The sequence below is a fragment of the Streptomyces sp. NPDC007875 genome, assembly GCF_042868035.1.
GTDB lineage: Bacteria > Actinomycetota > Actinomycetes > Streptomycetales > Streptomycetaceae > Streptomyces > Streptomyces antimycoticus.
On sequence record NZ_JBIADZ010000007.1, the window covers coordinates 72976 to 88035 of the forward strand.

A 15060-nucleotide genomic window follows, 5' to 3' on the forward strand; every position below is an offset into this window, starting at 1 on the left:
GGGTCCCTCGTTCGGTCGAACACTTTTCGAGATCCGTCCGGCCGGACCCGACGCCACCCTTCCGGGTGACCCGGATCGGGCGGGGAAAACGGTCCGCTTCCGCCAACGCCGGCCCGCGGAGAGCCATCTGATTGGGCCTTCCGGCCACGGGTAACCGGGGGTGGACCCTGGGGCCCACGACGGGCGGGTGCCGTGCGGTGAGCGGAGTATGTCCGCAGAGGAGGGTGCCCGGATGCGGGGCGCCTGCTCATCCTCACCCCGGAGGACGGGAGGAACCGATGTCACGTGTGCGACGGGTGAGATCGGCGCTGCTCAGCGCCGCGGCGATCGTCGTGAGCGCGGGGATCAGGCGATGGCGGCGCAGGCCGTCGCGGATGGCCCGGCTGGCCGACGCCCAGAACGGCGACCGATGGCAGACGGTCACCGTCAACCGGCCGCCCACGGACGTACGGGCCGAAGCGCTGCCGGAGCCGCTGGAGCGCTACGGGGACCGGCTGGAGATCCGGATCCGCCCGGCGCCCGGGAACCGCGGGACCGAGCTGGCGGCGCGGACGAAGGATCAGCCCTCGCGGCTCGCCATCGCCCTGCCGGGCAGGCTGGCCGGTCAGGACCCCCGCCAGGAGGTACGCCGCGCCCTGCGCGAGGCGAAGTCCCAGCTCGAGGCGGGAAGAACGGCACAGGCAAAGCCGCAGCCGTAAGGACGGCACAGGCAAAGCCACAGCCGTAAGGACGGCACATATAAAACGAATGGCTGTGTCCACGTGGTTTTCCGCCCGGGCGGCCGAATTCCGGCCGGGTCCGCTCAGGGCGCGGTGATCGACGGAGGACCTCTACGGCGAGTCGGGTCCGAATCGCCGTCCCGCTTCGGGTAATGGTGGGCGAATCAATACAACGTATGCGTTGGCCGGTGCCGCCGGTCGCCCACACATGCATCCTGCCGAGGAGCGGACACGGACATGGCGACGACAACCAAGCCCGAATTTCAAGCTCCCGCCGAACCCACCAAACTCGGCAGTATCATGGTCGACTGGCTCACCACCACGGACCATAAGAAAATCGGACACCTGTACTTGGTGACCGCGTTCGGTTTCTTTCTCATCGGCGGCCTTCTGGCGATGGTCATGCGGGCCGAACTCGCCCGGCCCGGACTGCAACTGGTCAGTCCGGAGCAGTACAACCAGGCTTTCACCCTGCACGGCACGCTGATGCTGCTGCTCTTCGCCACACCGGTCTTCGCCGGATTCGCCAACGAGATCATGCCGCTGCAGATCGGCGCCCCGGATGTCGCCTTCCCTCGGCTGAACATGTTCTCGTACTGGCTCTTCGCCTTCGGCGGGCTGATCGTGATCGGCAGTCTGCTCACTCCCAGCGGCGCGGCCGACTTCGGCTGGACGGCCTATACGCCGCTCAGCGGCAAGGTGCGCACACCGGGCGTGGGCGGCGACATGTGGGTGATGGGGCTCGCCCTCTCCGGCTTCGGGACGATCCTGGGCGCCGTCAACTTCGTCACGACCATCGTGTGCATGCGCGCCCCGGGAATGACGATGTTCCGCCTGCCCATCTTCACCTGGAACATCCTCTTCACCTCGATCCTGGTGCTGCTCGCCTTCCCCATCCTGGCGGCCGCCCTGCTGGTGCTGGAGGCGGACCGTAAATTCGGCGCGGTCGTCTTCGAGGGGGCCAACGGCGGGCCGGTGCTCTGGCAGCACCTCTTCTGGTTCTTCGGCCACCCCGAGGTCTACATCATCGCCCTGCCGTTCTTCGGCATCATCACTGAAATCATTCCGGTGTTCTCCCGCAAGGTGGTCTTCGGATATATCGGTCTGGTGGGCGCCACCATCGCCATCACCGGCCTCTCCGCGATGGTGTGGGCCCACCATATGTTCGCCACCGGAGCGGTGCTCCTGCCGTTCTTCTCCTTTACGACGTTCCTCATCGCGGTGCCGACCGGGGTGAAGTTCTTCAACTGGATCGGAACCATGTGGCGTGGCTCCCTCTCCTTCGAGACACCGATGCTGTGGTCCATCGGCTTCCTGGTCACCTTCCTCTTCGGTGGGCTGACCGGGGTGATCCTCGCCTCGCCACCGATGGATTTCGAGGTCCACGACAGCTACTTCGTCGTCGCCCACTTCCACTACGTGGTCTTCGGCACGGTGGTCTTCGCGATGTTCGCCGGATTCTATTTCTGGTGGCCCAAGTTCACCGGCACGATGCTCGATGAGCGCCTCGGTAAGATCCACTTCTGGACCCTGTTCGTCGGCTTCCACACGACCTTTCTGGTGCACCACTGGCTGGGCGTCATCGGCATGCCGCGCCGCTATGCCGACTATCTGGCCGCCGACGGCTTCACCACGCTGAACACGGTCTCCACCATCGGCTCCTTCCTCCTGGGCCTGTCCACCCTGCCGTTCATCTACAACGTGTGGAAAACCGGGAAGTACGGAAAGCGGGTCGAGGTCGACGACCCCTGGGGATGGGGCCGCTCCCTGGAATGGGCCACTTCATGCCCGCCGCCCCGGCACAACTTCCTCACCCTGCCGAAGATCCGCTCCGAATCCCCGGCCTTCGACCTCCACCACCCCGAGGTCATCCCCCACGAGGTGGCCGCGTCCAACAGGACGCCCCTCTCCGAGGCGGGGCGCACCGACGGCGAGCCCGGCCCCGAAACGGGCGGCGACACCGGGGGCCACAAGGGCTGACCACCTCTGAGGTCTGACCCCCCTCTCGGGGCCGGAGCCGGAGCCGGAGCCGGGTCCGGGTCCGGGGTAAGTCACGCACTATCGCATCCAACCGGAAACGCGTACTATCGCGTCCGGCCGCTGGTGGCCGCTCAACTTCCCCCGCACGCACCCGAGTTCCCCGAGGAGCCCTCCCATGCCCACGCTGCTGGATCCGGTCCTTGACCTGCTGATGCTCCGCGGCACCGTCACCGAGGCCGAACCCATAGCCGCCCGCATGCGCCGGCTGCGCATCGAGGGCGACACCCTCGCCGGGCTCGACGTCCGCCCCGGGCAGCAGGTGCGCGTCCTGGTTGGCTCCGGGCTGACCCGCCGTACGTACTCCGTGTGGCGCTACGACCCCTCCGGCGCCGTCGAGTTGTGCGTGCTGGACCACGCCGAAGCGGGGCCGGGGGCGCGCTGGGGCAGGAGCGTCCAGGTCGGCGAGCGGGTGCGGCTGGGCAAACCCGAGGGGTCGTTCACGCTCCGGCCCGAGGCCGCCCACCACGTCTTCGTCGGGGAGGAGACGGCGTCGGTCCCCTTCGGCGCGATGCTGGCCGCACTGCCGCCCGGAGCGCGGGTCTCCGGCTGCGTGGAGACGGAAACGACCGCGGACCGCCTGCCGCTGCCCCACTCGGACCGCCTCAACTGGCTGACCAGGGGAAGCGCTTCACTCCCGGACGCGATACGCCGCCTCGCCCCCGAACCGGGTGGGATCGCCTACGTCGCCGGGGAGGCGCGCACCGTGCAGCGGGTGCGCCAGGTGCTCGTCCGGGAGGCGGGCTGGGACCGCCGCGCGGTACTCACCAAGCCGTTCTGGACGCCGGGCAAGCGGGGCATGGAGTAGGGCGGACGGCTCCCGCGCCCGCCCCTGATCGCCGGGCACGCCCGGGGCGGTGCCCTGGCCGCCGGAAGCGGCTCCGAACAGCGAGAAGACCCTCTTCGCTACGTGCGTAGAGAAGAGGGTCCAGTGCGCCCCCGGCAGGACTCGAACCTGCGGCCAAGCGCTTAGAAGGCGCCTGCTCTATCCACTGAGCTACGGGGGCCGGTGGTGGTCGCGGAGCTGCTGAGCCCCCGGTGCCTGCGGGGCCGCCGGGGCGGCCGTGGTGCGGGTGGCCGGGCTCGACGGACCGTGACCTTGCCGGGACAAGGATAGGGCTCCTTGCGCCTCGCCCCGGTTGCTTCACCTCCGTGGCACGTTGTGGAGGTTCGGTGAAGCGGTCTGATAATCGCAGGCAGGTCCGAAACTTGCATCGTTTTTCACGCCTCAGGGGGCGGGTGTTGTGTACTCGTTATGCCCGCGTCCCTGTCGCCACGTCCACCTCATGCCCCTTTTAGGGTGATCCGGCTGGGTCTCTTTGACGCGCACGAGTGACCATACGCTTCAAAAAGGCATCAAAAGCGTGCATTCTTCACCACGTGGCGATCTTGGACGTACGGCCCCGGCTACTCGACGCGCTGACCTCACTGCGTGACCGTGTCGACGCCGCTCGGTTTCCGCTCCCCCTTCCCGGCGCCGACCGCGCTCGCCGCAGCCGAGCCGAGCTGCTCGCTCAACTGGACGACTACCTCGTGCCCCGGTTGCGCGCCCCCGAAGCGCCCCTGCTGGCGGTAATCGGGGGATCGACAGGGGCGGGCAAGTCCACCCTCGTCAATTCGCTGGTCGGCCGACGGGTCACCGAGGCCGGTGTGTTGCGGCCCACGACGCGTACGCCGGTGCTGGTGTGCCACCCCGACGACCACCCCTGGTTCGCCGGGCAGCGGGTGCTGCCGCGGCTCACCCGGGTGTGGGTGCCGGCGCAGGGGGAGCGGGCGGAGAGCGCGTACGACGAGGAGGGGCGGGCGCAGGAGGGGCCGGCGGCGCTGCGGGTGGAGACCGATCCGGGGCTGGCGCGGGGGCTCGCACTGCTCGACGCGCCCGACATCGACTCGCTGGTCGCGCGGAATCGCGATCTGGCCGCGGAATTGATCTGCGCCGCGGACATCTGGGTGCTCGTCACCACGGCCACCCGCTACGGCGACGCCGTCCCCTGGCATCTGCTGCGGACCGCGAAGGAGTACGACGTCACCCTCGTCACCGTCCTGGACCGGGTGCCCCACCAGGTGGCCGCCGAGGTCTCCCGGCAGTACGCCGCGCTCCTTACGGCGGCCGGGCTCGGCGATGTCCCGCGCTTCACCATCCCCGAGCTCCCCGAGTCCGCGGGCGGCGGCAGCGGGCTGCTGCCGGCCACCGCCGTCGCCGCCCTGCGGTCCTGGCTCACCCAGCACGCACAGGATCCGTACGCCCGTACCGTCGCCGCCGCCCGTACGGCCGCCGGGACGCTCGCCTCGCTGAGCTCCCGGATGCCCGCGCTGGCCGGGGCCGCGGCGGCGCAGCACGCGGCCGCGGTGCGGCTGGTCCAGCGGGTCGAGGGCGCGTACGGGGAGGCGGTGGAGCGGGTACGGCGCGAGATCGCGCAGGGCGCGGCGCTCGCGGGCGGTGCGCTCACTCACTGGCACGGCCTGCCGCATGACAGCACCCCCGATGAGCTCCTTACGGCTCTCACCGACTCCCTGGCCACCCTGCTGCGCGGCGCGGCCGCCACCGCGGACGAGCGGGTCGCGGAGGCCGGGAGGCAGGACCCGGTCGCCCAGGCCGGGCTCGCTCCGTGCGACACGCCCGGCGCCGCCGAGCGGATCGGTGTGGCCGTACGGCACTGGCGGCGCTGTGCCGAGGAGCTGGCCGAGGAGGAGGCCCGGGCCCGGATCGCCGAATACGGGGGCAGCTGTGCGCCCGAGGAGGTCGCCGCCCTGCTCGCCGCGTCCCTGCTGGGCGGACGCCGCGCCCGTAAGGCGGGCGAGAAGCTCGCCGAGACCCTGGGCGCGCATGCGGCGCTGCGCCTGGGCGACCGCGGCGGACGGCTGCTCGACAGCTGTGTCGCACGCGCCATGCGGGCGGAGCGCGACGGCAGGCTGGCCCCGCTGGACGCCCTGGACATGTCCCCGGAGCACCAGGTCGAGCTGATCGCCGCGCTGTCCGTACTGCAGAAGGAGAGGTGACCGACGGTGACGGCCACGGAGGGCAATGGCGGCAACGAGAGCGGCGGAGGAGACCGGGCGGCGGGAGGCCGCCACACATGGGATGACGGCCTGATCGCCCGGCGCGCGCACCGCTGGACCCAAGGACGCACCGGGGCCCGTCCGGCCCGCGCGGTGTACGAGGGGAGGCCGGAGGAGGCCGCGGCGGGCGTTCCCCACGCCACGGCGGGCTACTTCCCGGAGGAGGAGACCGTCCGGCGGTCCTTCGGCGGCCCTCCCTACGCCGTGTACCAGGCGGGTGTCCGCAGCTTCGCCACGGGCACCCTGCGGCCCCGGCTCGAGGCCCTGCGCCAGCTGGTCGGGCTGTCCCGGTCCCGGCTCGAGGGGCGCACGCTCGCCGGGGCCGCGCGGGTGCTCGACGAGGCGGACGCGCGGGGACGGCATCCTTACGGGCACACCGTGGTCGCCGTCGCCGGGGCCACCGGAAGCGGTAAGTCGACACTTTTCAATGCCCTCGCCGGAGCCCCCCTCTCCGAGGCCGGGATCCGCCGTCCGACCACCGCCACGCCCCTCGCCTGTGCGTGGACCGACCACGCCGACGGCCTGCTGGACCGGCTCGGCATCCCGGCGGTGGACCGGCGCAACCCGGGCTATCCCTACGACCCCGCACTGCGCGGTCTCGTCCTCATCGACCTGCCCGACCATGACTCGGCCGCCCCGGGGCACCGGGAGCGGGTGGACCGGCTGCTGGGGCTCGTCGACGCGGTGGTGTGGGTGGTGGACCCCGAGAAGTACGCGGACGCGGTCCTGCATGAGCGTTATCTGCGGCCGCTCGCCGGTTATGCCGAGGTGACCTTCGTCGTGCTCAACCAGGTGGACCGGCTCCCGGGCGAGGCCGCGGACCAGGTGCTGGACGATCTGCGGCGGCTGCTGGACGAGGACGGGCTCGCCCTCGGGGAGCACGGGGAACCGGGGGCGGCCGTGCTCGCGCTGTCCGCGCTGACCGGCGAGGGCGTCGGAGAGCTGCGGGAGACGCTCGGGCGGCTCACGGCCGAGTGCGGGGCGGCCGAGCGCAGGCTGTCGGCCGACGTGGACGGCACGATGACGCGGCTGCGGCCGCAGTACGTGGCGGACAACGGGCCGGTCGGGCTCACCGAGCGGGCGCGGGCGGAGTTCGAGGACCGGCTGGCCGAGGCGGCGGGCGCGGCCGCGGCCGGACAGGCGGCGGAGCGCGCCTGGCTGAGGGACGCGGAGTGGCGGTGCGGAACGCCGTGGGGGCGGGTGCTTGGGAGGAAGGCCCGCGCCTCGGGGGGCTCCCGGGCCTCGCGAACCCCCGGAGCCGCGGAGCGGATGGAGATCCCGGGCGCGCGGGCGCGCCCGGTGGCGGTGGAGGCGGTCACGGCGCGCCCCGCGGTGGAGGAGGCCGTACGGACGCTCGGGGATCAGGCGACGGCCGGGCTGCCCGGCCCATGGGCGCAGGCCGTGCGGGAGGCGGCGGGGTGGGGCGGCAGAGGGCTGGCGGAGGCGGTCGACGAGGCGGTGGCGGCCGCGGCGGTGGACCGGCAGCCGATCCGGCCGGTGTGGTGGTCGATGGTGGCGGCGGCTCAGGTGATCTTGTTGGTGGTGCAAGTGGTGGGGGTGCTGTGGCTGCTGGGAGCCACCGCCGGGGTGTTCGGCGGGCCGGAGTGGTGGATGCCGGCGCTGCTGGTGGGTGGTGCGGCGGTCGGCCCGGCGCTGGCGTGGGGCTCCCGGGTGGCGGCGCGGGGGCCCGCCAGGCGCCATGGCCGGTCGGTGGAGGGCCGGCTGCGGGAGGCGGCGGCCGAGTGCGGGGCCAGGCGGGTGCTGGAGCCGGTTGAGGCGGAGCTGGCGCGGTACGGGGAGGTACGGGCCCAGTACGTCATCGCGGCGGGCGGCGCGTGACGGGTGGTCACCCGGGCGGGTGACCGAGTTGTCCACAACCGCGGGGTCGTGCACAGGGCCCGGCGGGGTCTCGCGATCCCGGGCAGCATGGTCCACGAACAGCACGGCGGACCGGGAATTGATGGGGGAGCAGTCGGTGAATGAGAGCTGGGTGACCGTGGTGGGCAATGCCGCGACGCGGCCGGACTTCTGGGAGACGGCGGCGGGCGTCCCGGTGGCCCGGTTCCGGCTGGCGGTGACGGTGCGCCGGTGGGACCGGGGGCGGGACGCGTGGGCGGACGCGTACACGAGTTTCTATACGGTCTGGACGTGGCGCACGCTCGCCGCGAATGTCGCCGGGTCGGTATCGCTCGGTGAACCCCTCGTTGTCCATGGGACGTTGCGGGTGCGGGAGCGCGAATGGGACCGGGAGCGAGAGCGGGAGAGGGACCGGCCGCTTCAGGGAGAAGGGGGAGGCGCGGCCGCGCCCGCGGCTCCGGGCGTGGATTCCGGTGGCGGCGCGAACCAGCCCAGGCGCTGGGTCACCGCGGAGATCGACGCGATGGCCGTCGGACACGACCTCACGCGGGGTACATCCGCTTTTCGCCGGGTTTCACAGGCTAAACCGCTTCTAAACACACCGACCGGGACAACCTCCCCGTGAGTGGTCGCGAACACGGGAGACTTGTCGATAATCCCAGCTCATATGGGATCTGAAGATTGATAACGATTCCGATTCGGATCGGTTGGGTCTAGGTATTGGCGGGGAACATGCGCCTCTTTCTCCCTAGGATCCGTGCGTGCCCAACGGGGGTTCCTGAGTTTTGAGTTCGCTGGCGAGGCGCACCAACTGACTGGTGCTCGCCCGGAGGGAAATCATGATTTCTGTAAGGAGGCGGGGCGCTGCCCGCCTTGCGGCCGCCGTGCTGGCGTCCGGTCTGGTCGCGGTGGGTGCGATGGTCACCGCCGGCACCGCCGCCGCCGATGACGCGCCCCCGAGCCGGGGCGGCGCCACCGCCACGCTGGGCGGTCTCAAGACGTTCGACAAGGCCGTCATCCACGAGAACGGCAAGGACCAGCAGGTCGGCGCCGGCCTTTTCGAGATGTCGGTCGACAATGGCGGCTCCATCCAGACGTACTGCATTGATCTGCACAACCCGACGCAGAGCAAGGCCAAGTACGAGGAGAAATCCTGGGCCGAGACGTCGCTGGCGAACAACCCCAACGCGGGCAAGATCAATTGGGTTCTGCAGAACTCCTACCCGCAGGTGAACGACCTCGGCGCGCTGGCGAAGACGGCCGGCACCGGTGCCCTCACCGAGAAGACCGCCGCCGCGGGCACGCAGGTCGCCATCTGGCGTTTCTCCGACAATGCGAAGGTCGACGCGGTCGACCCGCAGGCCGAGAAGCTGGCCGACTACCTCGAGAAGAGCGCCCAGAACATCGAGGAGCCCAAGGCGTCGCTGAGCCTGGACCCGCCGGCCGTCTCCGGCAAGGCCGGTGAGCGCCTCGGCCCGGTCAAGGTCCACACCAACGCCGACAGCGTCACCCTGACCCCGGGCACCGAGTCCGGGGGCAGCGGCGTCAAGCTCGTCGACAAGAGCGGCAAGACCCTCACCAGCGCCGCCGACGGCGGCGAGGTGTACTTCGACGTCCCGGAGGGCGCGGCGGACGGCTCCGCCACGCTGACCGCCCAGGCCGCCACCAAGGTTCCGGTGGGCCGCGCGTTCGCCAGCGCCACCAAGAGCCAGACCCAGATCCTGGCCGGGTCCAGCGAGAGCACCGTCTCCGCCACCGCCACCGCGAACTGGGCGAAGAAGGGTGCGGTCCCGGCGGTCTCCGCCGAGAAGGACTGCGCCAAGGGTGGCGTGGACATCACCGCCAGCAACAAGGGCGACGAGGCGTTCACCTTCGAGCTGCTGGGCCAGAAGTACACCGTCGAGGCGGGTCAGTCGAAGACCGTCACCGCCCCGGTGAAGGAGGACCAGAGCTACAAGTTCAGCATCACCGGTCCGAACGGCTTCGAGAAGACCTTCTCCGGCGTTCTCGACTGCAAGACCGCCAGCAGCGGCGGCGGCAGCGACACCCCCTCCTCGCAGCCGAGCCCCGCGTCGGCCGGTGGCAGCACCGGCGGTGACACCTCCGGTGGCGACCTGGCCGAGACCGGTAGCAGCAGCAACACCCCGATGATCGCGGGCATCGCCGTGGCGCTGGTCGTCGTCGGTGGCGGCGCGGTCTTCTTCGTCCGCAAGAAGAAGGCGCCCGCGGGGGAGTGAAACGCCTGGGCGGTGACGCCAGGGCAGCAGTGATCGCTGAGTGAATCGAAGGTCACCGAGTGTGGTGATCATCGAAAACGCGGTGATGGAGGGCCGGAGCCTCGCGGAGGTTCCGGCCCTTCGCGTCATGGAGGCGGCCGATGCCGGGGTCGCGGGGGGCGCGGATACCGGACTCACGCCGCTCGCCGGACCAAACGGGTTTCCGCCTCGGGCTTGGCGTACGGCAAGATGGCTGTATCTACCCTCATGCGGTGGAGCTGCCACGGATACGGACCCCGCGGCGGAGCCGCACCTCGATACCTACCAGATTGCCGGACGGTTTCTCTTGGCTGAGTTCATCTACACCATGCGCAAGACGCGCAAGGCGCACGGCGACAAGGTGATCCTCGACGACGTCACGCTGAGCTTTCTGCCCGGCGCGAAAATCGGTGTTGTGGGCCCCAACGGCGCCGGTAAGTCGACGGTGCTGAAGATCATGGCCGGCCTGGAGCAGCCGTCCAATGGTGACGCCTTCCTCTCACCCGGCTACAGCGTCGGCATCCTGCTCCAGGAGCCCCCGCTGGACGAGTCCAAGACCGTGCTGGAGAACGTCCAGGACGGCGTGGCGGTGACCAAGGGCAAGCTGGACCGCTTCAACGAGATCGCCGAGCAGATGGCGACCGACTACAGCGACGAGCTGCTGGAGGAGATGGGCAAGCTCCAGGAGGACCTGGACCACGCCAACGCCTGGGACCTGGACGCCCAGCTCGAGCAGGCCATGGACGCCCTCGGCTGCCCGCCCGGCGACTGGCCGGTCACCACCCTCTCCGGCGGTGAGAAGCGCCGGGTCGCCCTCTGCAAGCTGCTGCTGGAGGCCCCCGACCTGCTGCTGCTGGACGAGCCCACCAACCACCTGGACGCCGAGTCCGTCAATTGGCTGGAGCAGCACCTCGCCAAGTACGCGGGCACCGTCGTGGCCATCACCCACGACCGGTACTTCCTGGACAACGTGGCCGAGTGGATCCTGGAGCTCGACCGCGGCCGCGCCATCGGCTACGAGGGCAACTACTCCACCTACCTGGAGAAGAAGCAGGCCCGGCTGAAGGTCGAGGGCCAGAAGGACGCCAAGCGCGCCAAGCGCCTCAAGGAAGAGCTGGACTGGGTCCGCTCCAACGCCAAGGGCCGCCAGGCCAAGTCCAGGGCCCGGCTGACCCGTTACGAGGAGATGGCCGCCGAGGCCGAGAAGACCCGGAAGCTGGACTTCGAGGAAATCCAGATCCCGCCGGGCCCGCGCCTGGGCAGCGTCGTGGTCGAGGTGGAGAACCTCTCCAAGGCGTTCGGCGAGAAGGTCCTCATCGACGACCTCTCCTTCACCCTCCCGCGCAACGGCATCGTCGGCATCATCGGCCCCAACGGCGCCGGTAAGACCACGCTCTTCAAGATGATCCAGGGCCTGGAGACCGCCGACGCGGGCCGCATCAAGGTCGGCGAGACCGTCAAGATCTCCTACGTCGACCAGAGCCGCGCCAACATCGACCCCAAGAAGACGCTGTGGGCGGTCGTCTCCGACGAGCTCGACTACATCAACGTCGGCCAGGTCGAGATGCCGTCCCGCGCCTATGTCTCCGCGTTCGGCTTCAAGGGCCCGGACCAGCAGAAGCCGGCCGGGGTGCTCTCGGGCGGTGAGCGCAACCGCCTCAACCTCGCGCTCACCCTCAAGCAGGGCGGCAACCTGCTGCTCCTCGACGAGCCCACCAACGACCTCGACGTCGAGACCCTCTCCTCGCTGGAGAACGCGCTGCTCGACTTCCCCGGCTGCGCCGTGGTCGTCTCCCACGACCGCTGGTTCCTCGACCGCGTCGCCACGCACATCCTGGCGTACGAGGGCGAGTCCAAGTGGTTCTGGTTCGAGGGCAACTTCGAGTCGTACGAGAAGAACAAGGTCGAGCGGCTCGGCCCGGACGCGGCCCGTCCGCACCGCGCCACCTACAAGAAGCTCACCCGGGGCTGAGTGGATGGCACGCCATATCTACCCCTGTCCCCTGCGCTGGTCCGACATGGACGCGTTCGGCCACGTCAACAACGTGACCTTCCTCCGCTACCTGGAGGAGGCCCGGGTCGACTTCATGTGGCGGCTGGCGCCGGGGAACGGGAGTGACGCGTTCACCGGCGGCGTGGTCGTGGCCCGGCATGAGATCGACTATCTGAAGCCCCTCGTCCACCGGCACAGCCCGGTGACGGTCGAGACCTGGGTGACGGAGATCAAGGCCGCGTATCTCACCCTGCGCTACGAGATCAAGGACGAGGACGCACTGTATGTGCGTGCCGCCACCCGCATCGTGCCGTACGACCTCGACCAGGGCCGTCCGCGCCGGGTCTCCCCGGAGGAGGAGAAGTTCCTGACCGAGTACCTGGAGCCGGACCCGGTGAAGAAGGGCGCCGGCAAGGCGCCCGCGAAACCCGCCGCATCCGCGGGCGGCGCCGGTGGCGCCGAGCGGCCGGAGGGGGCCGTCGCCGTATGACGGCCGCCGGCCAGGAGCTCCACTTCGCCGACGCCGGGGAGGCGGCCGATCTCGCCGCCTTCCTGGCCCGGCTGATCCACTACGACCGGGCGGCGGCGGTACGGCTGCAGGCGGGCGGCGGTGTGCTCGCCGTCTTCGGCCGGCCGCCGTCCTTCGAGGTCCTCGCGATCCGTACGGCGCGGCTCGAGGCGATCGTCGGCACCGATGCCGCGTCGGCCGGGGAGGCCGGAGCGTCCGGAGCGGCGAGCGGGCCCGGCGCGCTGGATACCACGGTCTCGGCGGGCGAGCTCGGGGACGCGCTGGACACGGCGCGGGCCGGGCGGACCGCCGACGGGCCCGAGGTCCGTGACCGGGGGCTGGCGGTCACCGTGCCGCAGGCCGTCACCGGTCCGCCGTGGGCCGGGGTGCTGCCGCCGCGCGGCGGCTGGCGCCGGGTGAGCGGCCTACCGGGCGTGGACGAGGTGAGCGCGGCGGTCGCCGCCGCCGTTGCCGAGTTCCGGGCCCGCGACGCGGAACTCCCCGAGGAGCGCCGTACGCGCGCCGAGCGCGACCGCATCGGCCATGAGATCTGGTCCCGCACGCTCGGCGACACCGGGCTCCCGCTGCGCGCCGTGCATGCCGCCCAGTCGCTGGGCTTCCTGCGTCCGGTCCGGGCGGCGGCGCCGGCCGCCACCGGTGCCGGGGGCGGTGTGGCCACGGCTACGCCCGGCCCCACGGCCGAGCCACTGGCGCTGCTCGCCGCGGGCGGCTGGCTGCGGCTGCGCACTCCGTACGGCTCGATCGCGGTGCGTACGTCGGGTCTCTCCGGCCTGTCCGTCACACCCGCCTGAGCCCGCCGGGTCAGCCCTCTCAGCCGGTCAGCCCTCCGTGTTGATCATGGAGGCGGCGGCGTAGGTGAGGTAGTGCCACAGCTGGCCCTCGAGCTCCGGGGCCAGCTCCAGCTCGTCGACCGCGTCGCGCATATGGCGCAGCCAGGCGTCATGGGCGGCGCGGTTCACGGTGAAGGGGGCATGGCGCATGCGCAGCCGCGGGTGGCCGCGGTTGTCGCTGTAGGTGCGGGGGCCGCCCCAGTACTGCATCAGGAAGAGTACGAGCCGCTCCTCGGCCGGTCCCAGGTCGTCCTCGGGGTACATCGGCCGGAGCAGCGGGTCCTCGGCGACCCCCTGGTAGAAGCGGTGGACCAGACGCCGGAAGGTCTGCTCGCCGCCGACCTGCTCGTAGAAGGTCTGCTCCTGAAGTGTGCCTCGCGGAATCTCTTTCACGCCTCCATGGTCTCAGACACCCTCGGCTGGAAAAGGGGGCGTGGGTCGCGGCCGGGGGGCGGGCGCAGGAGAGTGGAGGCATGGGCAGCACGGGCGGTGGCACACGCAGTGCGCCGGACGCCATGGAGCGTGTGGCGCGTGGGAGGCGTATGGGCCGGGAGGCCGATGTGTGCGCCGAGGAGGCCGCGGCGGTACGGGCCGGGCTGGTCCGGGAGATCGTGGCGGGCGGTGGACTCACGGACCCCGCCTGGCGGGCGGCCTTCGAGGAAGTGCCGCGCCACCTTTTCGTGCCCTACTACTACGAGGCGGGGGAGGCGGGCACGGCGGCACGTGCGGCGGGTGAGCCAGGCACGGCGGGTGTGCCAGGCATGGCGGGTGGGCCAGGCACTGCGGGCACGGCGGCTACGGCGGGCACGGCGGCTACGGCAGGCGCGGCAGGCATGGACGCGGCAGGTGCGCCGGGCCGCGAGACAGCAGGGGCAGGAAGGCCCGGTGCGGCGCATGGGACGGTCGGCTACACCCGGTTGTGGCGCGACGACCCCCACCCGCTGCGGCGGGCCCGCTGGCTGGCCGGCGCGTACGCGGACGCCCCGCTCGCCACGCGGGTGCGCGACGGTGAGCTGATCACCTCCAGCAGCCAGCCGTCGCTCATGGCGCGGATGCTCCAGGCGCTTCAGGTGCGGGACGGGGACCGGGTGCTGGAGATCGGCGCGGGTACCGGCTACAACGCCGCGCTGCTGGCCCATCGGCTCGGCGACACCCACGTCACGACCCTCGACCTCGACCCGGAGATCACCGAGGCCGCCCGTAACCATCTGGCCGCCGCCGGATTCCGCCCCGCGGTCGTCACGGGCGACGGAGCGCGCGGCTGTCCGCTGCACGCTCCCTACGACCGGATCATCGCCACCTGCGCCGTGGCGTCCATCCCGTCCGCATGGCTCGGCCAGTGCCGGCCGGGCGCGCTGATCCTGACGCCGCTCGCGACCGGGCTGATCGCCCTCAGGGTCGCGGACGCCCGCCATGCGGAGGGGCATTTTCTGGCCATGCCCGCGTACTTCGTTCCGCTGCGCGGCAGCGGCCCGCCGCCTCAGGTGCCCACGCACGGTCTGCCGTCCCGGCCGCTGCTGGACGACTCCTTCCGCTTCCTGCTGAACGTGGCCGCGGGCCATATGGAGCCGGTCGACGCCCTCGCGCTGTGGGAGCACGAGGGCAGGCCGGGGCGGGAGCGCTACGGGGTGACGGTGCGGGGCGAGCGCCAATGGGCCTGGCTGGACGACCCGGAGGGCGCCTACGGCTGGCCGCTGAGCCCTCCCAGCGGCCTTCAGCCCGGGCTTCAGCCCTTCTAGCCTTCAGCCCTTCTGCCCTTCTGGCCTTCTGGCCCTCTGGC

General features: G+C 71.3%; 12 protein-coding genes and 1 tRNA gene. 11 read left to right on the forward strand and 2 right to left on the reverse strand.

Annotation, left to right across the window (positions count from 1 at the left end; all coding sequences use genetic code 11):
- Window positions 1-278 precede the first annotated feature (278 nt).
- The 3 genes from ACFYOY_RS16525 (at window position 279) to ACFYOY_RS16535 (ending at window position 3564) form a co-directional block, all read left to right on the forward strand.
- Complete coding sequence (locus ACFYOY_RS16525; RefSeq protein WP_351882334.1) at window positions 279-698, forward strand: hypothetical protein; 420 nt, start codon at window positions 279-281, stop codon at window positions 696-698.
- A gap of 258 nt (window positions 699-956) precedes the next feature.
- Window positions 957-2699: a cytochrome c oxidase subunit I gene (gene ctaD / locus ACFYOY_RS16530; RefSeq protein ID WP_351882336.1), complete on the forward strand. Its 1743-nt coding sequence runs from the start codon at window positions 957-959 to the stop codon at window positions 2697-2699.
- 175 nt (window positions 2700-2874) lie between these two features.
- Window positions 2875-3564 (forward strand): siderophore-interacting protein, encoded by a 690-nt coding sequence (locus ACFYOY_RS16535; RefSeq protein WP_388587677.1) that lies wholly within the window; start codon window positions 2875-2877, stop codon window positions 3562-3564.
- A gap of 126 nt (window positions 3565-3690) precedes the next feature.
- Here ACFYOY_RS16535 and ACFYOY_RS16540 read toward each other — a convergent pair.
- A tRNA-Arg gene (locus tag ACFYOY_RS16540) sits at window positions 3691-3763 on the reverse strand.
- A 382-nt stretch (window positions 3764-4145) separates the two neighbouring features.
- Here ACFYOY_RS16540 and ACFYOY_RS16545 point away from each other — a divergent pair.
- The 7 genes from ACFYOY_RS16545 (at window position 4146) to ACFYOY_RS16575 (ending at window position 13241) form a co-directional block, all read left to right on the forward strand.
- Complete coding sequence (locus ACFYOY_RS16545; RefSeq protein WP_388587967.1) at window positions 4146-5756, forward strand: dynamin family protein; 1611 nt, start codon at window positions 4146-4148, stop codon at window positions 5754-5756.
- A gap of 6 nt (window positions 5757-5762) precedes the next feature.
- On the forward strand, window positions 5763-7655 hold the full coding sequence (locus ACFYOY_RS16550; protein WP_388587680.1) for a GTPase: 1893 nt from the start codon (window positions 5763-5765) through the stop codon (window positions 7653-7655).
- 136 nt (window positions 7656-7791) lie between these two features.
- Window positions 7792-8298, forward strand: coding sequence for a single-stranded DNA-binding protein (locus ACFYOY_RS16555; RefSeq protein ID WP_351882342.1), 507 nt, complete (start codon window positions 7792-7794; stop codon window positions 8296-8298).
- A gap of 214 nt (window positions 8299-8512) precedes the next feature.
- Window positions 8513-9910, forward strand: coding sequence for an LAETG motif-containing sortase-dependent surface protein (locus ACFYOY_RS16560; protein ID WP_351882344.1), 1398 nt, complete (start codon window positions 8513-8515; stop codon window positions 9908-9910).
- A gap of 325 nt (window positions 9911-10235) precedes the next feature.
- Window positions 10236-11900, forward strand: coding sequence for an energy-dependent translational throttle protein EttA (ettA, locus tag ACFYOY_RS16565; protein WP_237513490.1), 1665 nt, complete (start codon window positions 10236-10238; stop codon window positions 11898-11900).
- 4 nt (window positions 11901-11904) lie between these two features.
- On the forward strand, window positions 11905-12411 hold the full coding sequence (locus ACFYOY_RS16570; RefSeq protein WP_388587684.1) for an acyl-CoA thioesterase: 507 nt from the start codon (window positions 11905-11907) through the stop codon (window positions 12409-12411).
- Complete coding sequence (locus ACFYOY_RS16575; RefSeq protein ID WP_388587687.1) at window positions 12408-13241, forward strand: hypothetical protein; 834 nt, start codon at window positions 12408-12410, stop codon at window positions 13239-13241. The genes ACFYOY_RS16570 and ACFYOY_RS16575 overlap by 4 nt, the downstream gene beginning before the upstream one ends.
- A gap of 27 nt (window positions 13242-13268) precedes the next feature.
- Here the strand turns inward: ACFYOY_RS16575 and ACFYOY_RS16580 are convergent, their stop codons facing one another.
- Window positions 13269-13673, reverse strand: coding sequence for a globin (locus ACFYOY_RS16580; protein WP_211125577.1), 405 nt, complete (start codon window positions 13671-13673; stop codon window positions 13269-13271).
- Window positions 13674-13822: 149 nt separating this feature from the next.
- Here ACFYOY_RS16580 and ACFYOY_RS16585 point away from each other — a divergent pair, with 149 nt between their 5' ends.
- On the forward strand, window positions 13823-15019 hold the full coding sequence (locus tag ACFYOY_RS16585; protein WP_388587969.1) for a methyltransferase domain-containing protein: 1197 nt from the start codon (window positions 13823-13825) through the stop codon (window positions 15017-15019).
- Window positions 15020-15060 lie beyond the last annotated feature (41 nt).

Coding starts and splice junctions, on each gene's coding strand:
- ctaD (WP_351882336.1), top strand. CDS start 957: ATGGCGACGACAACCAAGCCCGAATTTCAAGCTCCCGCCGAACCCACC.
- ACFYOY_RS16560 (WP_351882344.1), top strand. CDS start 8,513: ATGATTTCTGTAAGGAGGCGGGGCGCTGCCCGCCTTGCGGCCGCCGTG.
- ACFYOY_RS16570 (WP_388587684.1), top strand. CDS start 11,905: ATGGCACGCCATATCTACCCCTGTCCCCTGCGCTGGTCCGACATGGAC.
- ACFYOY_RS16525 (WP_351882334.1), top strand. CDS start 279: ATGTCACGTGTGCGACGGGTGAGATCGGCGCTGCTCAGCGCCGCGGCG.
- ACFYOY_RS16585 (WP_388587969.1), top strand. CDS start 13,823: ATGGGCCGGGAGGCCGATGTGTGCGCCGAGGAGGCCGCGGCGGTACGG.
- ACFYOY_RS16535 (WP_388587677.1), top strand. CDS start 2,875: ATGCCCACGCTGCTGGATCCGGTCCTTGACCTGCTGATGCTCCGCGGC.
- ACFYOY_RS16575 (WP_388587687.1), top strand. CDS start 12,408: ATGACGGCCGCCGGCCAGGAGCTCCACTTCGCCGACGCCGGGGAGGCG.